The organism is Thermodesulfatator atlanticus DSM 21156 (assembly GCF_000421585.1).
Classification (GTDB): Bacteria; Desulfobacterota; Thermodesulfobacteria; order Thermodesulfobacteriales; family Thermodesulfatatoraceae; genus Thermodesulfatator; species Thermodesulfatator atlanticus.
This window is the reverse complement of record NZ_ATXH01000032.1, coordinates 1-26,160: the sequence shown is the minus strand read 5'-3', so window position 1 is coordinate 26,160 and position 26,160 is coordinate 1. Positions and strand designations below refer to the sequence as shown.

Annotated in this window: 32 protein-coding genes and 2 tRNA genes; 17 read left to right on the top strand and 17 right to left on the bottom strand. The window is 45.5% G+C overall.

From position 1 onward, the window contains the following. From H528_RS14195 to rpsL, 4 genes are all read right to left on the bottom strand, one after another. Positions 1-395, bottom strand: a 395-nt coding sequence (locus H528_RS14195) for a GTP-binding protein (protein ID WP_022854113.1), incomplete at its 3' end; no start/stop codon positions are given. Between the two features lie 14 nt (positions 396-409). After that, positions 410-2,497, bottom strand: coding sequence for an elongation factor G (gene fusA, locus H528_RS0110770; protein ID WP_022854316.1), 2,088 nt, complete (start codon positions 2,495-2,497; stop codon positions 410-412). Positions 2,498-2,593: 96 nt separating this feature from the next. Next, positions 2,594-3,067, bottom strand: a complete 474-nt coding sequence (rpsG, locus tag H528_RS0110765; RefSeq protein WP_022854315.1) for a 30S ribosomal protein S7 — start codon at positions 3,065-3,067, stop codon at positions 2,594-2,596. 11 nt (positions 3,068-3,078) lie between these two features. Next, positions 3,079-3,450, bottom strand: a complete 372-nt coding sequence (gene rpsL, locus H528_RS0110760) for a 30S ribosomal protein S12 (RefSeq protein ID WP_022854314.1) — start codon at positions 3,448-3,450, stop codon at positions 3,079-3,081. Positions 3,451-3,907: 457 nt separating this feature from the next. Here rpsL and H528_RS0110755 point away from each other — a divergent pair, with 457 nt between their 5' ends. Further along, positions 3,908-4,627 (top strand): PEP-CTERM sorting domain-containing protein, encoded by a 720-nt coding sequence (locus H528_RS0110755; protein WP_022854313.1) that lies wholly within the window; start codon positions 3,908-3,910, stop codon positions 4,625-4,627. Between the two features lie 186 nt (positions 4,628-4,813). On the opposite strand, the gene H528_RS0110750 is transcribed toward H528_RS0110755, so the two are convergent. Both H528_RS0110750 and H528_RS0110745 read right to left on the bottom strand, forming a co-directional pair. Beyond that, positions 4,814-4,889: transfer RNA gene (locus H528_RS0110750), tRNA-Asn, on the bottom strand. Between the two features lie 50 nt (positions 4,890-4,939). After that, positions 4,940-6,160: an MFS transporter gene (locus tag H528_RS0110745; protein ID WP_022854312.1), complete on the bottom strand. Its 1,221-nt coding sequence runs from the start codon at positions 6,158-6,160 to the stop codon at positions 4,940-4,942. On the opposite strand from H528_RS0110745, the gene H528_RS0110740 reads away from it, so the two are divergent. Further along, the gene (locus H528_RS0110740; protein ID WP_022854311.1) at positions 6,159-6,833 is read left to right on the top strand and encodes a hypothetical protein; all 675 of its coding nucleotides are present in this window, start codon (positions 6,159-6,161) and stop codon (positions 6,831-6,833) included. The two genes, H528_RS0110745 and H528_RS0110740, sit on opposite strands and share 2 nt — an antisense overlap. An 8-nt stretch (positions 6,834-6,841) precedes the next feature. After that, positions 6,842-7,534 (top strand): endonuclease III, encoded by a 693-nt coding sequence (gene nth / locus H528_RS0110735; protein ID WP_022854310.1) that lies wholly within the window; start codon positions 6,842-6,844, stop codon positions 7,532-7,534. Here the strand turns inward: nth and H528_RS0110730 are convergent. Genes H528_RS0110730 through H528_RS0110710 form a run of 5 tightly spaced genes read right to left on the bottom strand, consistent with a single transcriptional unit; the run spans position 7,531 to position 10,408 of the window. Further along, a complete protein-coding gene (locus H528_RS0110730; protein WP_022854309.1) occupies positions 7,531-7,938 on the bottom strand; it encodes a hypothetical protein in 408 nt (135 codons plus the stop codon). The genes nth and H528_RS0110730 overlap by 4 nt on opposite strands. Beyond that, entirely contained in the window at positions 7,938-8,132 is a 195-nt protein-coding gene (locus H528_RS0110725; RefSeq protein WP_022854308.1) for a hypothetical protein, read from the bottom strand. Before H528_RS0110725 ends, H528_RS0110730 begins: the two co-directional genes overlap by 1 nt. Then, complete coding sequence (gene efp / locus H528_RS0110720; protein ID WP_022854307.1) at positions 8,132-8,695, bottom strand: elongation factor P; 564 nt, start codon at positions 8,693-8,695, stop codon at positions 8,132-8,134. Before efp ends, H528_RS0110725 begins: the two co-directional genes overlap by 1 nt. An 11-nt stretch (positions 8,696-8,706) precedes the next feature. Next, complete coding sequence (locus tag H528_RS0110715; RefSeq protein ID WP_022854306.1) at positions 8,707-9,045, bottom strand: FtsB family cell division protein; 339 nt, start codon at positions 9,043-9,045, stop codon at positions 8,707-8,709. 40 nt (positions 9,046-9,085) lie between these two features. Then, positions 9,086-10,408, bottom strand: a complete 1,323-nt coding sequence (locus H528_RS0110710) for a sigma-70 family RNA polymerase sigma factor (RefSeq protein ID WP_022854305.1) — start codon at positions 10,406-10,408, stop codon at positions 9,086-9,088. A 205-nt stretch (positions 10,409-10,613) separates the two neighbouring features. Between H528_RS0110710 and H528_RS0110705 the strand changes: the two genes are divergently transcribed. The 4 genes from H528_RS0110705 (at position 10,614) to H528_RS0110690 (ending at position 13,714) form a co-directional block, all read left to right on the top strand. Further along, on the top strand, positions 10,614-11,348 hold the full coding sequence (locus tag H528_RS0110705; RefSeq protein WP_022854304.1) for an RNA 2'-phosphotransferase family protein: 735 nt from the start codon (positions 10,614-10,616) through the stop codon (positions 11,346-11,348). Positions 11,349-11,843: 495 nt separating this feature from the next. Beyond that, entirely contained in the window at positions 11,844-12,188 is a 345-nt protein-coding gene (locus H528_RS13575; RefSeq protein ID WP_022854303.1) for an ArsR/SmtB family transcription factor, read from the top strand. Beyond that, a complete protein-coding gene (locus tag H528_RS0110695) occupies positions 12,185-13,465 on the top strand; it encodes a permease (RefSeq protein WP_022854302.1) in 1,281 nt (426 codons plus the stop codon). Before H528_RS13575 ends, H528_RS0110695 begins: the two co-directional genes overlap by 4 nt. 12 nt (positions 13,466-13,477) lie before the next feature. Continuing rightward, entirely contained in the window at positions 13,478-13,714 is a 237-nt protein-coding gene (locus tag H528_RS0110690) for a thioredoxin family protein (protein ID WP_022854301.1), read from the top strand. An 8-nt stretch (positions 13,715-13,722) separates the two neighbouring features. On the opposite strand, the gene H528_RS0110685 is transcribed toward H528_RS0110690, so the two are convergent. Beyond that, a tRNA-Phe gene (locus H528_RS0110685) sits at positions 13,723-13,795 on the bottom strand. 68 nt (positions 13,796-13,863) lie between these two features. Here H528_RS0110685 and H528_RS0110680 point away from each other — a divergent pair. From H528_RS0110680 to H528_RS0110665, 4 genes are all read left to right on the top strand, one after another. Further along, positions 13,864-14,274 (top strand): threonyl-tRNA synthetase editing domain-containing protein, encoded by a 411-nt coding sequence (locus H528_RS0110680; RefSeq protein WP_022854300.1) that lies wholly within the window; start codon positions 13,864-13,866, stop codon positions 14,272-14,274. A gap of 154 nt (positions 14,275-14,428) precedes the next feature. Then, positions 14,429-15,910, top strand: a complete 1,482-nt coding sequence (locus tag H528_RS0110675) for a glycosyltransferase family 39 protein (RefSeq protein WP_084677715.1) — start codon at positions 14,429-14,431, stop codon at positions 15,908-15,910. 138 nt (positions 15,911-16,048) lie between these two features. Further along, positions 16,049-16,978, top strand: a complete 930-nt coding sequence (gene mdh, locus H528_RS0110670) for a malate dehydrogenase (RefSeq protein WP_022854298.1) — start codon at positions 16,049-16,051, stop codon at positions 16,976-16,978. Between the two features lie 132 nt (positions 16,979-17,110). Next, a complete protein-coding gene (locus H528_RS0110665) occupies positions 17,111-18,517 on the top strand; it encodes a hypothetical protein (protein WP_022854297.1) in 1,407 nt (468 codons plus the stop codon). Positions 18,518-18,903: 386 nt separating this feature from the next. Here the strand turns inward: H528_RS0110665 and H528_RS14485 are convergent, their stop codons facing one another. From H528_RS14485 to plsY, 4 genes are read right to left on the bottom strand one after another with little or no spacing between them, the layout of a single operon-like run. Beyond that, on the bottom strand, positions 18,904-19,059 hold the full coding sequence (locus tag H528_RS14485) for a hypothetical protein (RefSeq protein WP_022854296.1): 156 nt from the start codon (positions 19,057-19,059) through the stop codon (positions 18,904-18,906). 36 nt (positions 19,060-19,095) lie between these two features. Next, on the bottom strand, positions 19,096-19,224 hold the full coding sequence (locus H528_RS14790; protein WP_022854295.1) for a hypothetical protein: 129 nt from the start codon (positions 19,222-19,224) through the stop codon (positions 19,096-19,098). Between the two features lie 11 nt (positions 19,225-19,235). Continuing rightward, positions 19,236-20,627 carry a threonine synthase gene (gene thrC / locus H528_RS0110650; protein ID WP_022854294.1) on the bottom strand — a complete coding sequence of 464 codons (1,392 nt, stop codon included), beginning with the start codon at positions 20,625-20,627 and terminating at the stop codon, positions 19,236-19,238. A 20-nt stretch (positions 20,628-20,647) separates the two neighbouring features. Continuing rightward, positions 20,648-21,247: a glycerol-3-phosphate 1-O-acyltransferase PlsY gene (gene plsY / locus H528_RS0110645; protein WP_022854293.1), complete on the bottom strand. Its 600-nt coding sequence runs from the start codon at positions 21,245-21,247 to the stop codon at positions 20,648-20,650. A 129-nt stretch (positions 21,248-21,376) separates the two neighbouring features. Between plsY and H528_RS0110640 the strand changes: the two genes are divergently transcribed. The 6 genes from H528_RS0110640 (at position 21,377) to H528_RS0110615 (ending at position 25,556) form a co-directional block, all read left to right on the top strand. Beyond that, a complete protein-coding gene (locus H528_RS0110640) occupies positions 21,377-21,595 on the top strand; it encodes a Trm112 family protein (protein ID WP_028845918.1) in 219 nt (72 codons plus the stop codon). Then, on the top strand, positions 21,588-22,118 hold the full coding sequence (locus H528_RS0110635; protein WP_022854291.1) for a DUF4416 family protein: 531 nt from the start codon (positions 21,588-21,590) through the stop codon (positions 22,116-22,118). The genes H528_RS0110640 and H528_RS0110635 overlap by 8 nt, the downstream gene beginning before the upstream one ends. Next, positions 22,109-23,077, top strand: a complete 969-nt coding sequence (gene moaA, locus H528_RS0110630) for a GTP 3',8-cyclase MoaA (protein WP_022854290.1) — start codon at positions 22,109-22,111, stop codon at positions 23,075-23,077. Before H528_RS0110635 ends, moaA begins: the two co-directional genes overlap by 10 nt. Before the next feature lie 104 nt (positions 23,078-23,181). Then, positions 23,182-23,613: a glycine cleavage system protein GcvH gene (gene gcvH, locus H528_RS0110625; protein WP_022854289.1), complete on the top strand. Its 432-nt coding sequence runs from the start codon at positions 23,182-23,184 to the stop codon at positions 23,611-23,613. Positions 23,614-23,615: 2 nt separating this feature from the next. Then, positions 23,616-24,527: an ACP S-malonyltransferase gene (gene fabD, locus H528_RS0110620; protein ID WP_022854288.1), complete on the top strand. Its 912-nt coding sequence runs from the start codon at positions 23,616-23,618 to the stop codon at positions 24,525-24,527. A gap of 33 nt (positions 24,528-24,560) precedes the next feature. Further along, positions 24,561-25,556: a sensor histidine kinase gene (locus H528_RS0110615; protein WP_022854287.1), complete on the top strand. Its 996-nt coding sequence runs from the start codon at positions 24,561-24,563 to the stop codon at positions 25,554-25,556. A gap of 44 nt (positions 25,557-25,600) precedes the next feature. Here the strand turns inward: H528_RS0110615 and H528_RS0110610 are convergent. Next, the coding region (locus H528_RS0110610; protein ID WP_022854286.1) for an ATP-grasp domain-containing protein at positions 25,601-26,160 on the bottom strand (560 nt) is incomplete at its 5' end.

The following is a 26,160-nucleotide window of genomic DNA, read 5'->3' as shown; positions in this document are numbered from 1 at the left end:
ACGATCGCTGGCACGTTAACCTGACGCGCCAACAATATGTGCTCACGGGTCTGCGGCATCGGACCATCAGTGGCTGCTACCACCAAAATCGCTCCGTCCATCTGCGCCGCTCCCGTGATCATGTTCTTGATGTAGTCCGCGTGCCCAGGACAATCTACGTGGGCATAGTGGCGCTTCTCGGTCTCATACTCAACGTGCGCCAGCTGAATGGTAATACCGCGCTGCTTCTCTTCTGGGGCGCGGTCGATATTGTCAAATGGAATCCATTCTGCCCAACCCTTGGTGGACAAAACCCTTGTAATCGCACTGGTCAGCGTGGTCTTCCCGTGGTCAATGTGACCTATCGTCCCAATGTTTAAGTGCGGCTTACGCCTCTCAAACTTCTGCTTGCTCATCTCCTTCGCCTCCTTTACGCTGCTAACTTGGCTTTGCGCACGATTTCTTCTGCCAGGTTATCAGGCAACTTTTCATAATGAGAAAACTGCATGGTGAAAGTTGCCCGCCCTTGGGTCCTGGAACGAAGTTCTGTAGCATATCCAAACATTTCTGCCAAGGGTACAAGTGCTTTTATGACACGTACCCCTGGACGCTGTTCCATCCCCTGAACCTTTCCGCGACGAGAAGAAATATCCCCTAAAACATCACCGAGATATTCTTCAGGAGTAACGACTTCAAGCTTCATAATAGGCTCAAGCAAGATAGGCTTGGCCTTCTGGGCCGCATCTTTAAAGGCCATAGACCCTGCGATGGCAAAGGCAAGCTCTGAGGAGTCAACCTCATGGTAGCTTCCATCAACAAGACGCACTTTCACATCTACCATGGGATACCCAGCCACCACGCCTTGTTCCATGGCTTCTTTGATACCTTTTTCAACCGCCGGGATATATTCCTTGGGGATTGCCCCACCTACGATTTCAGAGACAAATTCAAACCCCTTTTCGGGATTGGGCTCAATTACAATTTTTACGTGACCGTACTGACCGCGACCACCGGTCTGTTTGATATACTTACCTTCAGCCTCTGCGGGCATGGTGATAGTTTCACGGTAAGCCACTTCAGGCTTACCAACGTTTGCCTGGACTTTGAACTCACGGGTAAGACGATCTACGATGATCTCAAGGTGTAGCTCACCCATCCCCCAAATCAAGGTCTGACCCGTTTCGTGGTCGGTAACCACACGGAAAGACGGATCCTCAAGGGCGATTTTCTGAAGCGCTACCGAAAGTTTTTCCTGATCAGCCTTGGTCTTGGGCTCAATAGCAACCGAAATAACGGGCTCAGGAATTTCAAGAGACTCAAGCTCAATGGGATGGGCCTCATCGCAAAGGGTATCACCAGTGGTGGTCACCCTTAGACCAAGGGCCGCTACGATATCACCAGCCTCGGCCTCGGTAATTTCCTCACGGCGATTGGCGTGCATCCGCACCAAACGCCCGATACGCTCCCTCTTACCCTTTGTAGCGTTATAAACACTCATGCCGCTTTCAATACGACCAGAGTAAATCCGCAAGAAAGTAAGGGTTCCTACGTAAGGATCTGTCATAATCTTGAATGCAAGGGCAGCCAAAGGCGCATCAGGATCAGTAATCCTTTCTTCGATTTCACCAGTTTCTGGGTTCACCCCTTTGACTGGCGGAATATCAATAGGAGAAGGAAGATAATCGATAATGGCATCAAGAAGCGGCTGGACCCCTTTGTTCTTAAAAGCTGAACCACAAAGCACCGGCACGCCCTTAAGGGTAACGGTGGCCTCACGCAAGGCCGCACGGATTTCCTCAGGCGTAATCTCTTCGCCCTCAAGATACTTGATCATTATTTCTTCGTTTACGTCTGCTAAAGACTCAAGCATCCTATTGCGAAACTCTTCGGCCTTATCTTTAAGCTCAGCAGGAATCTCTTCTATATGGAAACGGGCCCCAAGGGTCGATTCATCCCACACGACGGCCCGCATCTCTACAAGGTCGATTACCCCTCGGAAATCTTCTTCTGCACCATAAGGGATTTGAATAGGAATAGGATTGGCCCCCAGACGGGTCTTCATCTGCTCAAGACAGCCTTCAAAATTAGCACCAACTCGGTCCATTTTGTTTACAAAAGTTATCCGGGGAACACCGTATTTGTCCGCCTGGCGCCATACCGTTTCAGACTGGGGCTCCACACCACCCACCGCGCAAAAAACTACCACCGCGCCGTCAAGCACGCGCAAGGCACGCTCAACTTCTACGGTGAAATCTACGTGCCCGGGGGTGTCGATAATATTGATACGATGGTCACGCCAGAAGCAAGTGGTACAGGCGGAGGTAATGGTGATACCCCTTTCTTGCTCCTGCGGCATATAGTCCATGGTGGCCGTGCCCTCATGGACCTCGCCGATTTTATGCGTTCTACCGGTATAATAAAGGATACGCTCGGTAGTCGTTGTCTTACCGGCATCAATATGAGCAACAATGCCTATGTTTCTAGTCTTTTTAAGTTTGGCCAAGGATTCCTTGTTCATCCTCTATCAACCCCTTGTTACAAAAAATTCTAAACATAAAGAATGGGGAAACTTCGCAAAAAGTCTCCCCATTCTAAAAAATGGGTGTTTAAAAATTTACCACCGGTAGTGCGCAAAGGCCCGGTTGGCCTCTGCCATCCGATGGGTATCTTCTCTCTTTTTAATAGCTGCGCCGCGGTTATTGTAAGCGTCCCAAAGCTCTCCCGCGAGCCTTTCTATCATGGTTTTTTCAGGACGCTCGCGCGCGGCAAGGATAATCCAGCGTATCGCGAGAGTGCGCTGACGCTCAGGGCGCACCTCCACAGGAACTTGATAAGTAGCGCCACCTACACGACGGGAACGGGTCTCAAGCAAAGGCTTAACATTTTCCACTGCCTTCTCAAAGATTTTGAGAGGATCTTCCCCGCCGCTTTTTTGGCGCAAAAGCTCCATGGCACCGTAAAAAATGCGCCGCGCCACGCTCTTTTTGCCATCAAGCATCAGACGATTGATAAACCTCGCAACCAATTCACTCCCATATTTGGGATCAGGCGGCACCTGTCTTTTTGGTACTGGTCCTTTCCGTGGCATAGATCCTACCCTTATTTAGGTCTTTTTGCTCCGTATTTAGAACGAGACTTGCGACGATCCTGAACACCTGCTGCGTCAAGAGCCCCGCGAATAATTTTGTAACGCACACCAGGGAGGTCTTTAACACGACCCCCACGCACAAGCACTACCGAGTGCTCCTGAAGGTTGTGACCAATACCCGGAATATAGGCAGTGACTTCTATTCCGTTAGTCAACCTTACACGGGCAACTTTACGCAAAGCTGAATTCGGCTTTTTAGGCGTAGTGGTATAAACACGAGTACAAACCCCACGGCGCTGCGGACACGCCTGAAGCGCCGGCGACTTTGACTTTGTCTTTCTTTTCTCACGCCCAAGCCTGATCAACTGATTGATCGTTGGCATCTCTCAAACCTCACAAAGACAAATAATTACCCAAGGCCTTTAACCTTCAGGCCGTGCTTTTATAACGGCCTCTTTAAAACTTGTCAAGGCCTTTTGGCTTTAAGTTTTACTAAGCCGAATGGCAAAGTGGAAGATAATTTAACCTAATTGTTACAGGTTGTCACGAATAAATTTCATTTTTGAGAAAAAACGAAAAATCACTCAACCGTACTCCCGACCACAACATATTTTTCCTACTCTAATTGAAAATAATTTCCTTTTTAGGCTGCCTTAAAACCTACAAAAAGGAAAAATTTTTCCTCTAATGTGGAACTTATTTGGAAATATATATTTCCTAAATATATTTTGTAGTTAAGGAAAAGTTATTTATCATACCTTTCCCAACCTATTTCTCCTGAATTTTTTGGCCCGAGTTTTGCTTTAACAAGGGGCAAAAATTTTTAAGGAGGGGTAGTTTATGAAAAAAATTGGTTTGGGAATTTTAATTTTGATGGTGTCTTTATTGGTTGCGGCCGGGGCCAGGGCTTATACCTGGACCTACAACACGACTTTTGATTTTGCTCTGGCTGGGTTCTCTGACACATCACAAACTCCACCAGTACCAACAAACGGTCCTTTAACCCTTACTATTTCGAACATCACCGGCCTTAGCCTTCCTGATCCCGCAGCCGGAACATATGAATGGAGCTTGGAGATTGACAATTTCATGCTTGATTTCATTCCCAATGTTACCGGCGATGAACTTTCTGGTTCAAACCTTGGTCCTTTTGACATCGGAACCTGGCAGGCCCCCCTTGCTGCTCAGGGAAGTTTTAACCTTGGAGACGTATATGTTCCGGAGTTTACCATTAACTACATGAACAACAGCTATACCGTAGGGAACTATACCGTTCAAAATGCCGTATTTTCCTGGGAATTGACTAATAATGGGACCCTGGTAAACCCCGGTGATAGCATTGACGAGATCGTTCTAACTTTAACAGCGGACAACCTTAATACCACTATCAATCGCGACTTAACTGCCCTTGACAATTTGGCCGGCGGGGCAAACGGCGTAATTGATGGCACAGGGATTGCTGATTTCAAGGTGTCTGCTGTTCCTGAGCCTGCCACGGTAATGCTTCTTGGCGCAGGGCTTCTTCTTGCTGGCATAGCCAGAAAGCGCTTCTCCAAATAATAAAAAGGGGCGGCCAACCGCCCCTTCTCCCTCAATTTTTAGTTTCACTTTCTTAATTACCTTCCTAATTTTTCAAAACAAAAAAACAGGAACGAATCCCGAAGAAAGCTGATAAAAAGTACTCCTGTAATAAAACCCAAGAGGAAGTGTTTAACTTGAGAACGCTTGCGGTGATGGACTAAAATATGGCTCCCCGGGCAGGACTCGAACCTGCAACCTACGGGTTAACAGCCCGCCGCTCTGCCGATTGAGCTACCGGGGAACGCAGAACAAAAATTAGCCCTGTCTTTATGCCGTGTCAAGTGGGAAAACCTATTTATCTTGCGGTATTAAGCGGCACACCCAGGGAATTAAAACAAAGGCAGGAAGCGCTGCCAAAAACGTATAAAAGAAAAACGCCGCGTAGCCAAAATGCTCTGCCCCAAAGCCGCTTAACGCTCCAGAAACTGCCCGGCTAAAGCTAAAAAGCATAGCTAGAAGCGCATACTGGCTGGCGCTCATCTCTTTACGACAAAGACTCATGAGAAACGCCAAGAAAGCCGCAGTCCCAAGGCCACCTGTAAAGCTTTCGATCACCGAGGCGGCATAGACCTCTACGCGGCCCTTTCCTGGCAGGGCGGCATAGGCATAGCCAAGGTTTGACAGCGCCTGAAAAGCGCCAAAAATCCAGAGCGCCCGCCCAATGCCTAAAAATTTTATCCAAAATCCCCCCACTAAAGACCCCGTGATGCTAAAAATAGTGCCAAGGGTGCCAGAGATAAGGCCAATTTCTGCCCGGGAAAAACCACGGTCCACCCAAAACGGATAGATCATGGCGCCCATCATGGCGTCACCTACTTTAAAAAGAAGCACAAAAGGAATGAGCGCCCAGGCATAGCGACGTGTAAGAAGATCCTTTAAAGGTAGCAGGTAGGCTTCAAAAATATTTTTGCTTTGCTTAATATGGCTTACCCGGTGAAAAGAAGGCTTTATCCACAGAACCAAGGCCAGGGCTAGAAAAATAACAGCAAGGGCAAGGAAGGCTGGCCTAAAACCTGTAAACTCACTTAAGGCCACCAACCCGCCGCCTGCCATAATCAAAGCCACCCGGTAAGCAGCAACCCGCACTCCATTGGCAGGGCCTACTTCTTCAGGCTCAAGAAGCTCGATGGTGTAGCCATCAACCGCAATGTCCAGGGTGGCAGAACAAAAACATGCCGCTACAATTACCGCAAAGTAAAAAGACGTGCCCACAGGGATAAGGGCAAGCAGCAAAACACAGAGAAAAAGCCCGATAAGCGCCGCACACATCCAGTGGTATTTGCGGCCATACCTGTCCACCAAAGGGGCCCAGAGGGGTTTGAGGGTCCAGGCAAGCCCTGCCAGAGAAAGGAGGCCTATTTTTACAAGATCAACACCATGGAAACGCAAAAACACCGGAAGGCTTACGTAAATGAAACCAAAAGGCAGGCCTTCAGCAAAATAAAGAAGTGCCACCAATAGAAGTTTATATGTACTTGGGCGCTTTGCTTCCTTGTGATATTTTTTAGACATGTCACACACCTTTTTAGCAGCAAAATGGATAGGCGAGGCACTTGATCGTTATCACAATCGGCCCCCGCGAGCTACTATCATGGGAAAACGCATTATTTTTTCTAACTACCATTACCTTGCGGCCCTTCTTCACATTTATACCGGCACCTTTAGAATGGCCCAAATTGCAGAACTTGCAAGGCTGCCTGAGGAAGAGCTTTCTTTTCATCGTGAACAACTGGATTTCATGACCCTGGTGGATTACCTAAAGACGCGTTTTTCGGAATGGTTTCGTGAGACCATCCTTATGCTTGATTTCGAGCTGAAAGACTACGTTGATATCGCCTGGGAATACACCAAACTCGATGAAATGGTTCAGTCGCAAATCAAAATTCCTCTTCTTGAGCGGTTGAAACATTTGATGCAGGAATGCCAGGCCAAACAGGAAGTAGGCAAAGAACTTGACACCTATGACCTGAACATCTTCCGCAGGTTAATGGCGTTTTTCCTCCTGGCAGAAAGCATAAGGCCAACCCTTAGCAGTCGCCTGGTAAAGGGAAAAGCGCTTCCTGTGGCAGAAAAAAGCCTTGAGCTTGATAAATTTTCTTCCTGGCAAAAAGAAAACTGGCATGAAGATGAGCTACTTGCCAAACTTGTGGAAGACATAAAATCGCGCACAGAGCCCTTTCTTTAGGAGGAAAAATGCCACGCAAAACCAAGAAAAAGACTGCCTCAAAAAAGGCTCCCAAAGAACTATCCCCTGAAGAGAAAAAACGGCTTGAAGAAGTCATTAGGCGCCTTAAAGAGGCCTATCCTCACGCCAAAATCGCCCTTAAGTTCAGCAATCCCCTTGAGCTTTTGGTGGCCACAATCCTTTCGGCCCAATGCACTGACGAACGCGTAAATCAGGTAACAGAAAATCTCTTTAAGAAGTATCGCTCAGCGAAAGATTATGCCACTGCCCCTTTGGAAGAGCTTTCTCAGGACATTAGGCCCACAGGCTTTTATCAGCAAAAGGCCAAGTACATTAAAGAATGTGCACGTAAAATAATAGACGAATTCGGCGGAGAAGTCCCGCGCACCATGGAAGACATGTTAAAACTCCCTGGCGTTGCGCGCAAAACCGCAAACATTGTGCTTTATAACGCCTATGGCATTGTGGAAGGCATACCAGTTGATACCCATGTAAGACGGCTGGCCCAGCGCCTTGGTTTCACCCAGGAAAAAAATCCAGACAAAATCGAAAAAGACCTTCAGGCAATTGTGCCCAGGGAAGACTGGGGCCTCATTGCCTATGTTTTGCAGGCCCATGGGCGCGAGGTGTGTAAAGCCCGCAAACCGCTATGTGAAAAGTGCGTGGTAAAGGATTTGTGCCCCAGTAAAGGTAAGGTTTAGCGCACAAAAAGCTTACGATGGCGCTCAACGCGTTCTGAAGGCCCGACAATGGGTTCAAGCACGTCTCTTGTTCTTCTCACCACGAAGCGTGCAAGCTCAAGGGCCTCTTTGGCTCCCTCTTGCGAAGGGGCCTTGCCCAGCTCTTCGATACGCTTAACAGCCCTTTTTATCTCCCTGGCAAGCCAGGGCTCACAAGCCTTATCGAGCTCGGAAAGGATTTTTTCAAAGGAGGGTTTTTCCTTGGGGGCTTCTATCTGGACAATGGCCCAGAGCGCCCGGCAAGCCTGAAAAACCGCTTCTTTGGCGAATTTTAAAATACGAGCGGGGTCTTTTTCTTCTTCAGCAAAACCTAATTGTTCCTGGGCGTAGCGAAAATATGTCTTGGCCCTGATATAAAAGGGCATTAAACCTCCCCGCGAAGACGCCGGTAAAAATGTTCCGTGAGCTTTTCGTCAGCTAATTCGCAAATCTCAAAAAGAAGTTCTATCATGTCAAGCATTTCTGCCTGACCATCAGGTGGCCTTGCCTCTAGGTCTTCGATAAAAGCACCACTTTCAAGGTATTCTTTAAATTCTTTGAGCTTCTTGATGGTTAGCATTAGCCTACCCTCTCAACATAAGCACCTGTGCGTGTGTCAACTTTGATAACATCACCTTCGTTAATAAAAAGAGGCACTTTAATAACAGCGCCAGTTTCAAGCTTGGCAGGCTTTGAACCCCCTGAGACAGTGTCTCCACGCACACCAGGTTCGGTTTCCACTACTTTTAATTCTACGGTGATGGGAAGGTCGATCCCGATAGGCTTTCCCTTGTAATAAAGGACTTTTACGTTGATGTTTTCCTGAAGGTATTTCCAAGCGTCACCCAGCTGGTCTTTATCAAGGTAAACCTGGTCGTAATCTTCAAGGTCCATGAAAACGTAGCGGTCACCCTCGGCGTAAAGGTATTGCATTTCTTTCTCTTCAAGGTCAGGACGCTCGAATTTTTCTCCTGAGCGAAAGTTTACCTCAAGCACCCGGCCGGTGATAAGATCACGCAACTTGGTACGCACGGTGGCCTGGCCTTTGGCTACTTTTGAGTGCTGGAATTCGATAACCTCATAGGGTTTACCTTCCCATTCAATCTTCAGACCACGGCGGAAATCAGTGGTGGAAACAGACATAAAATCTCCTCCTATTCAAAGATGATCAAACGCTCGCCGTCTTTGACTAAACCGTACCTACGGCGCGCTATCTCTTCGTAAGCTTTTGGATCTGTCTTCAGGCGTGAAATCTTGGCGGAAAGGCCGGCTTTCGTCAAGAGGAGATTTTCTTTTTTAGCGGAAAGTTTGCCTACCTGGTGGTTCAAATAAAGATAAAAACCACCTGCTAAAACAAAAAAAAGAACTATTAGACCAAAAATTAATTTCGGAGAAAAAAAAGAAGTGGAGTTTTTTCGGCTAGAAGCCGGGCTTTTTATTATCTTCTTACGTTTAGACGTTTTCTTTTGCCCCGGGCGATAAACAAAAATCATTTCTCTCCAAATAAAAAGGGGCGGAGACCGCCCCTTAGTTTTAATCGGAATAGTATTTAAAGTGGTCTTTCTTGGTCATCTGGCGAAGCCTTGAAAGCGCTTTCTTTTCGATCTGGCGGATACGCTCACGCGAAACCCCAAAGCGCTTGCCAATTTCTTCTAGCGTATATTCGCTTTCTTCGCCAATACCAAAACGTAAGCGAATAATTTTTTCTTCACGAGGAGAAAGCGTTGAAAGCAGATTGCGCACTTTCTCAGAAAGATCGCGGTCTTTTACCTGCTCAAAAGGCGAAGGGCTTTCTTTGTTTTCGATGAAATCACCAAGGGTGCTATCTTCATCTCCAATAGGAAGCTCAAGAGAAACAGGCTCTTTCGAAGCTTCGAATATAGCAAGTATTTTCTCCTGAGGGATCCCGGTGCGCTCTGAGATTTCCGCAGGTGTAGGCTCACGGCCAAGTTCCTTAACAAGCTCGTAGAAAGCCTTGAAAAACTGACTGCGCAGTTCGAGAAAATGCACCGGGAGCCTGATAGTGCGCGTTTTGTCAAGGATAGCACGGGTTATTGCCTGCCTGATCCACCAGGACGCATAAGTACTAAACTTATTGCCTTTGCTGTAATCAAAACGAAAAACCGCACGCATGAGACCAAGGTTTCCTTCCTGGATAAGGTCTGCCAGGGAAAGCCCCTGCCCCATATAACGTTTGGCTATGGAGACCACAAGACGCAAGTTAGCTTTTACCATTTCGTCCTTGGCTTTTTCGATCTCGGCTTCTTTTTCCTGCAACTGGCGCAAAAGCTCTGCAATAGATTCATCTTCCGGATATTTCTGGTGGATTTTCTCCACCGTACGGACCATAATATTTAAGTGGCTCTTTTTGGGCTTAAGGCCAGGGTCACGCTTTTTCCACAAGCGGATCTGCTCGCGCAGGGCTTCCATTTCGGGGAGCTCAGAAGGATGCTCCATAATAGAATCCACAATGAACTTAAAGCCACCGCGGATTATCCTTGAAAGTTCTTCTTCACGCTCAGGGGTAAGGAGTTCGTATTTGCCCATCTCGCGGAGATAGGCAGAGGTGACTTCTTCTGATTCTGCAGTCGCAACAGGTTCTTCTTCTTGAGTGACTACTTCTTCGATTTTCTTCTCTGGTGTGCGTTCAGGCCACTCGGGATGATCTTTTTCAAAAAGTTGTTTCTCGTCGAGGACTTCGATGTTATTCTTGTAGAGAAAATCGAAGATTTCTTCTATTTTTTTGGGGTCACCAAAATCTTCAGGAAGAAGATCATTAAGGGCCTCGTAAGTAATGGCTCCGTCCTTACCGGCCTCTAAAAGTTTTTCTTCTAGTTTGGTGGTTTTCTTTTTCATGAAACTCTCACCTGCCCCTTTTGGACATCAGTTTAAAATTAAGCCTTATATATTTAACACTCTTTAACTCTATCGGCAATAGTTCCGACAACAATAAATTAATACAAACTTGATAACTTGTAAAGATTTTAATCTAATAATCTTTTTCGCTTCATTGGTTACTAATTGCAAGATGGTAAATTTATATTAAAAGTCAAGGCCGTTTATGACGGATCGTGAAAGAAAAAAGCTTGAAAAAATGCTTTATTACGTTTTAGGCCGCAGGCCGGACGAATTTGGCTTGCTTCCTAACGAAGGCTTTGTTCGTCTGAAAGACCTGCACAAGGCCCTGGTAGAAATAGACGGCTTTAAAAACATCCGCATAAAAAAGCTCAAGGACTTTTTCCTGATATTCAAACCAGAACGCTTTGAATATCTTGAAGAACAAGAAATAGTAAGGGTTAAACCTGAGTTTGCCGCACCAGAAATATTTAAAAGAGATTTTGTGGATGAACTTCCTCAAGTTTTATTTACCAGTGTAAAACCAAAGGCCTGGGTCAAGGTTAGTGAAAACGGCCTTGCGGCAGAAAAAATTATTCTTACGCCAGATGAAAAACTTGCCCAAAGGATAGCCAAACGCCGCGGAGCGCTAGTTGTCGCTGTTGATACGCAAAAAGCCATGACCGCGGGAGCCATTTTTGAACGCTTTTTAGAAAAGCTTTATGTAAGTACATGGATCCCCGCAGAAGCCTTACGCGGCCCGAAAATAGACGAAGCTTTTAAAAAGCGCTACCTCACGCCTCCTAAAAAAGAAAAGAAGCCTTTAGAAGAAATAGCCATCGCCGAGGCCCTTTTAACGGAAACAACCGAAGAAGAACATCTTCCCTATCGCAAAATTACCAAAGGACGCAAAAAAGACCCGGACTGGAAAAAGACTCAGCGCCTGCGTCGCCGTCGCTGATCTTAATTAAAAGGGCCTGGATCACAATGATATCCCTCCATCATAAAATGATAAAATCGTTGTGTAGTCGCGCAGGATTGTTTCGCTCCTTCGGAGACCTCAATGACAAATATTACTGGAAGCACATGTTATCCGACAAGGTGTCATCGAGAGGCGACTTGTAAGCCCGCGCGATCTCAGCCACACCGTCATCACGAGGCGTGCTATCGCACGTCGAAGTGATCCCTGTCCCGAACACAGTGAGGGATCTAGATTACTTCGTGCCCCGCAATGATAATGTTCAAAATGTCATCTGTTTCATGCTCCTAGAAATATCAAAACGATACTTGCTTTAACAAGGTAAACCTAGAAACCTTTGCAAAATTGGCGAGATTAGTGTTTACAGCACAGCAGCAAGGGATCCGCTCCATTTTTCCGGTCCGAAAAATAGGAACGGCCCTCATATTATTGCAAAAATACTTGCGTATATAGCTAAATAGCTATATAGTTACAAATATGGTTACAAAGCTGGAAAAAAGACTCAAGGCTCTGGCTGATGGCACAAGGCTTAAGATCCTAGTCCTTCTTTCGATAAGGCCTTGCTGTGTATGCGAAATGGTAGAAGTGATCGGTTTCGCTCAACCTACTATTTCGCGCCATTTGCAGCGGCTGGTGGAAGCGGGGTTCATCTCTTTTACGAAAAAAGGAAACTATCTCATTTATAGCCTTGCCCCAGAAGACCAAGACGCCGAGGAAATCCTTTCTTTAGTCTTAAAACAATTGGGAAAAACCCCAACCTTTGCGGAATTAAAAGCCTCCCTTACCCAAGCGGATAAATCTTTTCTTTGGAGAGACCTATGAACTGGCGGAAAGAGCTTGTCAAAATCGCCCTTGGTTTTCTTATCTTTGGCATTCTCTATTTTTTGCCCTTTCGCGAGCGATTTCTTAACGGGCTCACCGAAGGCGTACTCCTAGCCCATTGGTATGCGCAAGAACACGTCATCTTCTGTCTTATCCCTGCTTTTTTCATAGCTGGTGCCATAAGCGTTTTTGTATCCAAAGAATCCGTCATGCGCTACCTTGGCCCAAGTGCCCCCAAGGCGGTGGCTTATAGTGTTGCGGCGGTCTCTGGCGCCATTTTAGCCGTGTGTTCCTGTACTATTCTTCCTCTTTTTGCAGGTATCTATTTAAATGGAGCAGGCCTTGGCCCAGCAACTACTTTTCTTTATGCTGGCCCAGCTATAAACGTGCTTGCCATTGTGCTCACCGCCAGGATCCTGGGCTTTGAATTAGGGCTTGCCCGTGCCCTTGGTGCTGTCCTAACAAGCATAATCATCGGACTTTTCATGGAATTTCTCTTTCGCAAAGAAGAAAAGGAAAGAATGGCCGCCTTTGCCGCTCAAAATATCCAGGCTTCACGCCCCCTGTGGCACACGGTCCTCTTTTTGGCAACTCTTGTAGCCATTTTACTCTTTGCCACCTGGGGGCCAGGAGAAGGGCTTTGGCAGCAAATTTATCTCCACAAATGGCAACTTCTTGCCCTGACAAGCCTGCTTTTGCTTGTTGAGCTAAGAGTATTTTTCAAGATGTCTTATCTCTGGCTGGCGGCTATTTTTGCTACGGTTTTTCTTACTGAAATAATTTTTCCCGGGCAAAAATTGCCTTTTCTGGCAGGAGTCATTTCTCTTTGCCTGGCACTTTATTTCACCGGAGGGGAAGCCAAAGAATGGCTTGAATCATCCTATATTCTGGCGCGCCAGATACTTCCCCTTCTCTTTTTCGGAGTCATTGCCGCGGGATTTTTCCTAGGGCGCCCAGGTCATGAAGGATTCATCCCTTCTCAATATGTGGCAAGCCTTGTGGGAGGAAATTCTTTTCTGGCAAACTTCTACGCCAGCGTGGTAGGCGCTTTCATGTATTTCGCAACCCTTACCGAAGTGCCTATTCTTCAAGGGCTTCTGGGAGCTGGTATGGGAAAGGGCCCAGCCCTTGCCCTTTTGCTGGCAGGCCCTGCAGTCTCTTTGCCCAATATGCTTGTTATTCGTTCCATTTTGGGCACTAAAAAAACCCTTGCCTATGTTTCTGCGGTAATCGTTGTAGCCACTATTAGTGGTTTTCTATTTGGAAAATTCTTTTAAAAGGAGGACGTTATGCGAGACATCAAAGTTTTGGGCCCAGGTTGCCCCCGTTGTGAAACCCTTTATGCCAACGTTGCTAAAGCAGTTGAAGAGTTAGGGCTAGAAGCACAAATCTCAAAGATTACTGATCTTAAAAGCATTGCCCTTTTTGGCGTTATGCAAACCCCAGGACTTATGATTGACAATCAGGTCATCTCACAGGGAAAAGTTCTTTCTGTGGAAGAAATCAAGGAGTTGCTAAGCAAGTAGCTTGAAGGTGCCGGGGGGCGGAATCGAACCACCGACACGCGGATTTTCAGTCCGCTGCTCTACCGACTGAGCTACCCCGGCGTTAGGCAAGTAATTTATCCTATCTTTTTTTCTTGTCAACCAAACAGAGTGGGCTAAGTTATTTTCCCATGAAAATTCTCATGTTCTACGCCCCAGAGTTTTGGTGGAAACCTTACCAAAAGGTGCTTCCCCAAGCAGAAGAAGGCTTTTCAGAAACCACGGTTAAAAACGCCGTGGTAGTCTTTTATCAGGTGGAAGAAGAAGACCCCGCGCGTGAGAAAAAAGTCGTTGAAAAACTAGTTAAAAACATAAAATGGCTAGCCCGCAAATTTGATACCAAAAACATTGTCTTACATTCATTTAATCATCTTTCCGTGAGCAAAGCATCTCCGGAAGAAGGCCTGGCCCTCATTAATAAAGCCAAGGAAAAGCTTTTGCGCGCAGGCTTTAATCTTTACGAGACCCCTTTTGGCTGGCTAAACGAATGGAAAATGCATGTGGCAGGCGAGTCCCTTGCCAAGGTCTTCAAAGACCTTTAGAAAAATGCCATTTATTAAAGAAAGCATGTTTTTGTCATCGCGAAGCGACGTAGGCGCCGTGGCTATGGATTGCTTCGCTTTGCTCGCAATGACATTGTTCAGGTATAGCCTGTTTTACACTCCTAATAATAGTAGTTTGGCTTTTTAAGGAGATATGCGAAAGATGGACTCTAAGCATAGATATTTTCTTGTATTTCTTATCGCTCTTTTGGCTTCGTTATGTTTCCAAGGTTCAAGAGGGCTTTATGACCGAGACGAAACAAGATATGCTGAATGTGCCCGAGAAATGCTTGTTTCACACTCCTGGCTTGTTCCTTTGCGAGACTTCCATCCACATTTAACCAAACCGCCTTTCACCTATTGGGCTATTGCTTCAAGCTTTAAAATCTTTGGAATAAACGAATGGGGAGCTCGTTTTCCAAATGCCTTAGCATTTTCAATTACCGTAGTCCTTGTAGGGTTAATAGCTGCTAATCTTTTTGAGCCAAGGCATGGTCCGTGGGCATCAATGATATATCTTTCTTCTATTGTTCCTTTTGCTGCGGCAAATATTGTAACCACTGACACAATCTTAGTTATGTGGGAAGTCTCTGCTATCTGGGCCTTTATTAAAGGTTGGCGTGCAAAAACAAAAAATGAGGCTTACTTATGGTTTACATTAATGGCTCTTTTTTGGGGAATGGGTTTTTTGACTAAAGGCCCTGCTATCTTTCCTGTAGCATTTTCTTTGGGAATCTTCTGGTTTTTAAATAGGCATTCTTTCAAGGTATTTCCTGCTAATTTACTGGTTATTACAATCTTTTTAATCGTGGGATTTTCTTGGTATCTAATTATTTGGAAAAAATATCCATGGTCATTTGATTTAATTATCAAAGAACAAGTTACCGGCAGATTGTTCTCTGACATGTTTCATAGAAACAGTGTCTGGTATGCCCCTTTTTATCTTTATCTACCAATGATTTTGCTTGGTTGTTTCCCATGGGCAATATTCTTTTACAAAAGCCTGAAAAAAAGCTTTCTTAAAAAGAGAAACAATATAAAACAACATTTCTTATCTTTGTTTCAAGAAAAGGGCCTACTTTTTATTTTTTTATGGTGGCTTGTTCCTTTGATAATATTTTCCTTAGCAAAGTCTAGACTTCCCCTTTATATTTTGCCTGTCTTTCCCCCAATGGCGATTGCTATCGCAAGTTTTTTAGATAAAAAAGAACTTTTAGCACCCCCCTTTTTAAATCATAAAGTTTTAGCGACTCTTCTTTGTTTTGTAGCCCTAAAGGGATTAGTTGCTATTTTTCCTATGCCACAGGATGCCCGGGCCATGTATAAAACTTTTGAAACTTATATTGTAAATGAAGATGACATCGATACTCTTACAGGGCAATTTCTAGACGGTTTAGCTTTTTACAGTAAAAAATCTATTGAACACCTTCCCAAAGAAAAAAGCCGTTTTGACAAATTCTGGGTCGATTCTTCCTGGGAAGAAGAATTAGAAGAAATAAGCTCTCAAAAAAGAGAAGTTTTCGTATTAAAAAACAGAAAAGACCTGACCTTATTGAAGCAAAAAGGATTAGAGGTAAAACCCCTTAAAACTTATCATAGCTATCTTCTACTAGAAGTAAGGCCTTCAAATGGCTAAGCCTGATAGGCATTTGCAACATCGCCGAGATCAGACTTGCAAGCACAAACGCAAGAGATCCTAGAACAGTCTTAAGATAAAGTGCTTTGTAAGGTCTCTCTGAATGTTTTGGTTAAAAATTACTTGAAGGAGGAGAGCATGAAACGCAAATTGGCTATCATTGGTGCAGGTGCGGTGGGGACTTCCGCGGCCCACTGGGCAGTGGTCAAAAACGTTGCCGAAGAAATCGTCCTCATCGACATTATGGAAGGCCTTGCCAAAGGAAAGGCCCTTGACATAGCCCAAAGCAGCGCGGTCTATGGTTTCAGCAACCGCATCTGGGGCACTGAAGACTGGCAAGCCCTTGAAAACGCAGATGTCGTTATCATCACCGCAGGAAGGCCGCGCAAGCCCGGCATGAGCCGTGATGATCTCCTGCAGGTAAACCTTGAAATAGTCAAATCCTGCACAGAAAAAGTCAAGGAATATGCTCCCAATTGCTGCCTCATCGTGGTTACCAACCCCATTGACGCTATGGTTTACACGGCTTTTAAAATTTCTGGCTTTCCGCGCAAGCGTGTTCTCGGCATGGCAGGGGTGCTGGACTCTGCAAGATACCGCTATTTCCTCGCAGAAGCCCTTGGGGTTTCGCCCAAAGATGTCCAGGCCCTTGTCATGGGAGTCCACGGGGACCACATGCTTCCCCTGGTGCGCCTTGCAAATGTTGCCGGCATCCCGGTAAAAGACTTGCTTCCCCAGGAAAAACTCTCGGAAATCGTTGAAAGAACACGCAAAGGCGGCGCAGAAATTGTCTCTTATCTCAAGACTGGAAGTGCTTTTACCACCCCCGGGCTTTCCGCTGTGGAAATGGCAGAAGCCATCCTTCGTGATGAAAAACGAGTGCTTACCTGCTCTGTCTGGCTTGAGGGTGAATTCGGCATAAGAGACGTCTTTTTGGGAGTGCCGGTGGTGCTTGGCGCAGGAGGTCTTGAGAAAATCCTAGAGTTTCCCCTTACAGAGGAAGAAAAAGAAGCCCTGTCTCTTTCGGTGGAACACGTGCGCAACCAAATAGCTAAAACAAATTTATAAAAAAGTTAAGTTTGAATTATTTTTTGCTGATTTTCGAGCTTAAACCTCAAATTTTTTTGGTAACAATTATTGAAAATTTGCTTCAAATTTGTTATGCACCGCTATTCAAAAATTCAAAAAAGGAGGGGTTGAATGAAGTATTGGTTATGGTTTTTGGGGTTGTGCTTGAGTCTTTTCTTGGCAGCTCCTGCCATGGCTTCTTCGGACACGGAAGAGCTTAAGCGCATGCTTGAGGAGCTGAAAAAGGAAGTACAGGAACTCAAGAAAGAAAACGCTGAACTTCGGGCTCAGGTTGAGCAAATCAAAACGTCTCCCGCGGCAGTCAAGGCCAAACACTCCTTCGCAAGCAAAGGAGCTTACGGTTCAACTCCAAGTGGCATCGATTTTTATGGCTATTTCAAGATTGACGCCGTGTGGCAGGATTCCAAGGCTGTTGGTGACAACTATGTCCTATGGGTTTTACCGGGCACAGACGCCAACAAAGGCGATAACAACTTCACCCTGAACTACCGCCACAGCCGTTTCGGGTTTGATTTTTCCAAACCCACGGACAAGTTCCGGGTGTTCGGTAAAATCGAAATGGACTTTTACACCAGGGTTGACGAAGTAGGCGGCGGCAGTTACGCCTGGAACGACGTGCATTCTCCGGTGCGTGCCCGCCGTGTGTTTGCAGGGGTTGAGTGGGGTACCTGGCAGCTTTTAGCAGGCCTTGAATGGCAGACTATTTCGCAGCTCTATCCCCATCTTTCAAACTTTCCAGCGGGTTCTTTTATGGGGAATATGGGATTCCGCATGACCCAGGTACGTTTGACCAAGATCCACAAACTAAACGATGATAGCCGCTTAAAGATTCAGGTTGCCGCAGAACAACCTTACAGCTTCCCCACTTCCACCATAGGCCCTTATGACAATGACCCTGCAAACGATGCCGGCTTCCCTGGTATTGAAGCCCGCGTGGCTTATGAGGGTAAGCTTAACGGAAAACCCATGCTCCTTGCCCTCTGGGGGCATTACTCCCAGGAGGAATACGACACCGGTGTGGGTGAGATCGATGCTGATAGCTACTCCCTGGGGCTTGAATACAAAATCCCCGTGCCCTTGGGAGTTAAGGCCTTTATCCTTGGAGAACTCTGGATGGGCCGCAACGTTGACGGCTACTACACTGCCGGCGTTAATCAGGGAACAAGATTTGAATACACTAATGGTTCCTTCAGCACCAGTGGAGCAGACCTAGGAAATGTTGTTGCTATTGATGAAATAGACGCGGTGGGTGGCTGGATTGAGCTCGAAGTATTCTTCACTCCGAAACTCGTCACGCACTTTGGCTACGGAATCGACAACCCTGACAACGACGACCTTGCAGGGGTAAAGGGAGCCAGGCTTCAGCAGCAGATGTACTACGCTAACGTGCTTTATCGTCTCACCAAGGAATTTGCCCTGGGTGCGGAATACATGTACGTTGAGACCGACTATCACGAAAGCGATGGCGGTGATGGTAAGCTTAACCGCATCTCAGGAAGCCTCTACTACTTCTTCTAAACTCAAAAAGGGGCCCAGCAGGGCCCCTTTTCATTCTTTCTCTTGTCACTTAACGCAGGGCTAATTTTTTTACGACCGGTGGCTACCTTAGCCTCTGCAAAACCCTTATCTCTGCCATCCTGAATGAGCCCAAGCGACTGATGCGTTCACTCCTCACCTTGTCGTTCTAAGGACTCAAGGGCCGAAGCATCCACAGTTCGACTAATGGATTCTTCGCCTACGGCTCAGAATGACGCCAAAAAATGGGAGAAGGGTAATATCTGTGAGCAGTGATCAGTAAACGGTGAACTTGAATTTTAGAAGTTCAAGAGATTCTCATGTATCCGTTCCCATTTTTCGAACGAAAAATGGGAACGGTTGGTAAATTTTTGCAAAGGTTTCAAAGCTTATTTCTTAAGCGTTAGCTTTTTCTCTTTTTCGCCTGCTTCTACAAAGGCCCTGGTACAATAAATTTCGCCTTTAAGGGATTTAAAACAGAGCTTAACATCTGCTCCGGGAAATCTTTTAAGGTCAACTTCAACGGTAAGATAGTCTTTGGGCATGATGCTCCTTCCCTCCGGGAAGGAAACATCGACCTGTCAGGGTTTTCTTACGTCGGCAAGCCAGAGTCTTTTCGTAGTAGGGTTCTCAATTTTGAGGGTAACAATTTCTGCCAAGGCAGGGGTAGCTAAAAGCAAAACGATAAAGAAGACAAAAATTTTGCGCATGTTCTTACTCCTCAAATCAGGGCGTTTTTAGCCAAAAAGGCCTTAACCTCTGCCACAGAAGCCGGAAGGGTTGTTACCCTTTTCTCTTTACCTTCAAGGCCTTTAAGGGCTTCCGGGCGTTCTGGCTCACGCCCTATTGCTTTTTTCACCGGCTCAGGAAACTTGGCCGGATGCGCTGTTGCTAAACAAATCATCGGCCTTTGGTCTTTAAACTTTAAACCTGCCGCTACTCCCACAGCGGTGTGTGGATCAAGAATATAGCCCGTTTCCTGATAAAAAGAGGCTATCATGGAAAGAGTCTCTTCCTGGTTAATAGAAGCCGAAAGGAAATCCTTGCGCACTTTGGCAAGGTCTTCTTCGGAAAAGGAAAGCCTGCCTTCTTTGGCAAATTTTTCCATGGCAGCACGAACGCGCGCTGGGTTTTCCCCAAAAAGATAATAAAGATAGCGTTCAAAGTTGCTGGCAATCTGGATATCCATAGAAGGGCTGATAGTTGAGGTAACCTTACCCAGGGAATAATCTCCTTTGTTTACGAAACGGGTAAGAATGTCGTTTTCGTTAGTAGCAAGCACAAGGCGTTCAATACCCTTGCCAAGCATACGCTTAGCAAGGTAGCCTGCAAAAATATCGCCAAAATTCCCGGTAGGCACCGAAAACCTTACTTCCGTAGCTTTTTCTGTTTCGCTTACCTTGAAATAGGCCCAGATGTAATAGACCACCTGAGCAAGCACCCTGGCCCAGTTTATGGAGTTCACCGCCCCAAGGGCGTATTTTTTCTTAAAAGAAAGGTCCCCAAAGATGGCCTTGACGATTTGCTGGCAGTCGTCAAAAGTGCCCTCTATGGCAAGGCAAAAGACGTTTTTGTCTGGCACAGTGGTCATCTGGAGTTCCTGCACTGGCGAGACACGCCCTTTGGGAAAGAGGATAAATATGTTTATATTTTTGCGGCCGCGCACGCCGTAAATTGCTGCCGAGCCTGTATCCCCAGAGGTTGCCCCCAAAATATTCATTTTAAGGCCGCGCTCTTTGAGCAAATATTCAAACAGATTGCCCAGAAATTGAAGGGCAATGTCCTTGAAGGCAAGGGTTGGGCCGTGAAAAAGCTCAAGAATATAGACTCCGTTCTTTTTGACTACCGGGCAAATTTCGGGATGCGTAAAAGTGGCATAGGCACGGTTGATGAGATCGCGCAAATCGTGAGGAGGAAGATCATCTGCAAAAAGTTTGAGCACTTCAAAGGCAAGCTCAGGATAAGAAAGGCTTTGCCAGTAAGAAAGTGTTTCTTCTGTAATGCGCGGGATGGCTTCTGGCAAAATAAGGCCGCCATCTTCGGCAAGCCCCATTAGGACTGTTTCTTTAAACGGTAAAGGATTTATGCCACCACGGGTGCTTATGTATCTCATAGAGGCAAGTTTAACAGGCTCTAACTTTTCTTCCAGCTTTTTTCTTCACCCCGTAAAAGGCGTTTTATATTTTCGCGGTGTTTGATCCAAATTAGCACCGCCATCACCAGGCATACCCAAAAATAAGCAGGTTCAGGGCAAAAAATCCTCACCAGAAAAGGCGTTATGGCCGCAACCGTAAGGGAGCCCACGGAAACAAAGCCTGTAAGTTTTACCAGAACGATAAACACAACAAGGTCTATCAAAATGACTTTAGGACAAAGTACTAGGAAAACACCTGCTGCCGTGGCCACGCCTTTTCCGCCCTGAAAACGCAAATATAAAGGGAAAAGATGCCCCAAGAAGGCAAAAAAACCCGCTCCAGCCACCAGCCAGGCTTCGTTAGGGTGGCCTGCAAAAAGATGCCTGGCAAGGAGCATGGGAACGATGCCCTTTCCCATGTCACCTAAAAGGGTAACAAAGCCCCATTTTTTTCCTAAAAGCCTGGCAACATTGGTAGCGCCGAGGTTGTGGCTTCCGTGCTTGCGCGGATCAATCCCAAAAGGGCGCGAAACCACCAGGGCAAAAGGAATAGAGCCCAGTAAATAGGCAAAAAGAAAAATGAAATATTCCTTTGGCATCGGCAAGCAGCATAAAAGGGAGCGATGAATTTTGCAAGATTTACGGGGACAGGCAAGTTTCCAAAAAGCCGTGGTTGTTTTTTTGTAGAAAAATTTTACTCTTTTGGAAAAGACCAAAAGGAGGTCACCATGTTTGATGGTTTGTTTGTAAGCCTCATTCCCCAGGAGTTGCTCGCCATCCTTGCGTGTCCCAAATGTAAAGGAGACCTCGTCCTTGACGAAGCGAAATCTGGGCTTATTTGCCACAAGTGCGCACTTTTGTATGAAATTAGAGATGGTATCCCTATCATGCTTGTGGAAGAAGCCAAGCCTTTAAAAGAAGAAAAAGCCGAAAAAGAAAATGAGTGAGCCACAAAAACCCCTTCCCGCGCAGCTTTTTTTTAGCATTTTCGCCCCTGAAGAAGCCCTTATAGAAAAGGCCTGTGGCAAACTTGAAGAAGTCCTTGGCCCCCGAGACTACCAAAGCGAATTGATATCCTTTGACTTCACGGATTATTACGAAGAAGAATTCGGAAAAAACCTGGTGCGCCGCTTTATCTTTTTTGAAAGGCTGATATCGCCAGAGAAAATAGTCCCTATAAAACATCTTGCCTGGAAAATAGAAAAAAGTTTCTCCCACGAAGGAAAACGCAGGGTAAACATTGACCCGGGATATATCCTCCCTGAAAAACTAGTACTGGTAACTTTTAAAAATTTTTCCCATCGTATTTACCTTGGCGACTGCGTGTATGCGGAAGTAACCATGATCTACACCAAAGGCGATTTTTCTCCCCTGCCCTGGACTTATCCGGACTATGCTTCTGATAAGGTACGAGCTATTTTCAAAGAAGCCCGCACACGCTATCGTGAAAAACTAAGAAAATGCTTATAGACAAACACGGCCGCAAAATCACATATCTACGCGTTTCAGTTACGGACCGGTGTAACCTGCGCTGTTTTTACTGCTCAAGCAAAGATGCCATTGCCTGGCTTCCTCACGAAGAAATCCTCTCCTATGAAGAACTCTTAGAAATTGTAAAGGTCGCTATCTCCCTTGGTATTGAAAAAATAAGGCTTACAGGTGGCGAACCCCTTGTTCGCAAAGATTTTGTATCCTTAGTTGCTGCAATCTCAAAAATACCTGGGCTAAGGGATCTTTCCTTAACTACAAACGGCATACTGCTGGCGGAATTTGCCGAAGACCTTAAAAAAGCCGGGCTTAACCGTATCAACATAAGCCTTGACACCCTAGACCCCAAAAAATACAAAACCATCTGCGGTTACAACAAGCTGGGAGATGTCCTGCGCGGCATTGACAAGGCCCTAGAGATGGGCTTTTCCCCGGTAAAAATAAACACCGTGGTGATGAAGGGTCTAAATGAAGACGAAATCCTAGACCTTGCAAAACTCACCATTGAAAGACCAGTCGAAGTAAGATTTATCGAGTTTATGCCCGTAGGTGATGGTGCGGCCTGGGAAGAAAAGTATTTCATGCCTGTGGCAGAAATAAAAAAAAGAGTGGAAATGCTTGGCCCTCTTGTTCCGGCCCAAAAAATAGGCGCAGGCCCTGCCAGGGTTTATACTTTGCCTAATGCTTGCGGTAAAATAGGCTTTATTTCTGCCATAACAGAACACTTTTGTGATAAGTGCAACAGGCTGAGACTCACCCCAGAAGGCAAACTGCGTATGTGTCTTTTTTCAGACGAAGAAATAGACCTCAAACCATACTTACGCGGCAATTTTTCACGAAAAGACTTGAAAGAGGCCTTTTTAAAGGCCATAAAAAATAAACCTGCCAAAAGATCACTATCTTTTTCGCCCCATAGAATTATGCGAAGCATTGGTGGTTGAAGCTGCCTTTTCTGAGGTTTAATTTTGAAGCATCAAAAAAACTCTTGTCAAAAGGCATTTATTCCGATAATCGGTGGTAGCTAGGCTACAGGGAGGTGAAGAACATGGAAATTCCTCAGGACAGGCTTTATTCCGAAAACCACCTTTGGGTTAAAAAGAAAAGGGGAAATAACGTTCTTATCGGGCTCACTGACTTTGGTCAGCTTAAACTTGGCGAAATCATAGACATTGAACTACCCGATGAAGGAGACGAATTCGAAAAAGACGAAGTCTTTGGAAGCATTGAGTCTTCCCATGGAGTTTTTGACCTCGTAGCCCCGGTTTCCGGGGAGGTGATTGAGATAAACGAAGAGCTTTTAGATGCCCCGGATTTGATTAATGAAGACCCTTATGATGAGGGCTGGATAGTAAAAGTTAAAATTTCTGACCCGGACGAGCTTGAAGAGCTGCTCACTGCAGACGAATACGAAGAAATAACGGCAGGCGAAGAAATTTTAACCGAAGAAGAAGAGTTTGATTTTGAAGAAGAGGAGTAGCCATGCGTGTTTTTATGTTCCCCGGCCAGGGCTCTCAATACGTTGGAATGGGAAAAGCAGCTTACGAAAAATCCCAAGCCGCGCAAAAAGTCTTTTTGGTTGCCGAAGAAATTACCGGGCTTCCTATAAGGGAACTCTGCTTTGAGGGCCCCTTGTCCGAACTTACCCGTACTCTTAATCTTCAACCTGCCCTTACCGCGGTGAATCTGGCGGTGCTTGAAGACCTGCGAGCCAAAAACATTGACGCTGATATTTGTTGTGGGCACAGCCTTGGGGAATATAGCGCTCTTTACGCCGCTGGCATTGTTTCCCTTGAAGACGTTTTTCGCCTGGTGATGAAAAGAGGCGAGCTTATGGAACAAGCCGCCGAGAAGTTCCCGGGTGAAATGTACGCTGTCATTGGCCTAAAACGCGAAATCCTTGAAGAGCTTCTTAAAAAAGCCCAAGAAAAAGGCATAGTAACTCTAGCTAACCACAACACCCCTGAACAGATCGTTATCACCGGTGAGAAAGAAGCGGCAACTTTGGCCGCTTCTCTGGCCAAAGAGGCTGGTGCAAGGGTGGTCAAGCTAAAAGTAAGCGGGGCTTATCATAGCCCCCTTATGGCTGAGGCAGCCCAGGAATTTAAGAATTTTCTTAAAGATATCCCGTTTGCTCCACCCCAAAAACGCTTTTTTTCAAATGTTTCCGCCAAAGAAGAAAAAGACCCCGCCAAAATAAAAGAACTCATGGGAAAACAGATCGAAAGCCCGGTGCGCTGGGTAGAAGAAACCCAGAATATTTTCGCAGCAGGTGGGCGCGAATTTATCGAAATCGGGCCCAAGACAGTCCTTTGTGGCCTGATCAAAAAGATCCTCCCTCCTGAACAAATAGTCATAAATGCCATTGAAGATCCGGAAAAAATTGATAAGTAAAGTCTTTTGATTATTGTGACGAACAATAAGTTAATGAAAGATGTCATTTCAAAATTTTTACCCGATTTCCCTGAACATTTATTTCTTCTCTCTCCAGAACTTGAAGTCTGGTGGGGAAATAATTCTTTCCATAAGCTTTCCCGAGAAAATAAAAAGTTTTGCTATGAACTGATCCATCAAAGCAAAGAACCCCCTCCGGGCTGCCCCGCCTTAAAAGCCTTTGAAACCCAAAGGACTTCCTGGGGCATAATGCCTGCTAAAGCTCTAAAGCAAGATGTCTTTGTTATTGTAAGCCCTATAGTAAAAGACGAAAAAGTTGTTGCCCTTTGGCACCTTGCCTTTGAAACCAAGCCCGTAGTTATCCCTGAAGAAACCGTCTTTCATTATGAAACTTTTGGCCAATTAGCAGCAGGTATAAGTCACGATATCAAAAACATGCTCACTGCCGCTTTAGCTGAACTAGAATTGATTGGCATGTTATTAAAAGACAAGCCAAATCTAGAAAAAAAGTGCGCCAAAATCAGAACTATCCTCGAAAATATCGCCTCTATAACTAAAAAACTAAGCGACCTAGGAAAAAAGAAGACCGAACCAGAAATTTTAAATTTAAATCAAGTCTTACATGAGTTAAGACCTCTGCTAAATGCCTTAATTCCTTCAAACATTGAATTTCGAATATTTCTTGATCCATATGTAAAAAATGTCTGCATTAGCCGCATTAAGCTAGAACAGATTATTCTTAATCTTTTTCTAAATGCCATCCAAGCTATTGAAATTCAGGGGAAAATTACCATTCGCACCGAACACCGAGATGATTTTTCTATTTTGATAGTGGAAGATACAGGTAAAGGGTTAAAACAAGAATTAATCCCCAAAATCTTTGAATCATATTTTACCACCAAACAAAAAAATTCTGGCCTGGGGCTTACGTTAGTAAAAAATTGGGCTGAAGCAGCGGGTGGTAAGGTAAAAGTTATAAGCACCGAAGGAAAAGGAACATGTTTTGAAATTTGGTTACCTTGTATTTAAGAGATCCTGGAACGGGCTTCAATTAAGGTATTCTGTAAAGTCTACTAAGATAAATCAGCCAAAAATTCCTTTACCGCCTTAAAAAAGAATTCTTCGTATTTTTGGCCCAGAAGTCTGCGCCCGAAAACAAAATTGATCTCGTTTAAAAGGGGACCTCGGCGCTCATCTATTAAAAAATCTATGGCCGCAAGGTTTGTGCCGGTTTTTTCACAAAGAATCGCTGTTATTTGCAGGGCCTTTTCTTCTAAGTTTGCGTCAGGGCACGGAATTTTTCTCCCCCCCTGGACAAGGTTCGTCCTGAAATCGTCTTCACACGCCCGCCAGAAGGGATAAAAGTTTTTTCCAAAAACAACTACGCGGAGATCATAAGGCGAAGCAATGTATTCTTGAATTAAAAACCCAAAAGAGCCTTCTCTTTCGCGGCATTTGATATAAGAAAGCCCATTATTGAAATCTCTATCATCTCTTACGAGGAAAACGCCTCTTCCTTCGTGTTCGGCATCGCTCTTAAGCACGAAAGGAAACGCCGGCAAATCTATCTTAGCCGTAGCAGGATGTGGTCCAAAGGCTGCGATTTTGGGGACATAGATAGTCTTAGGGCAAG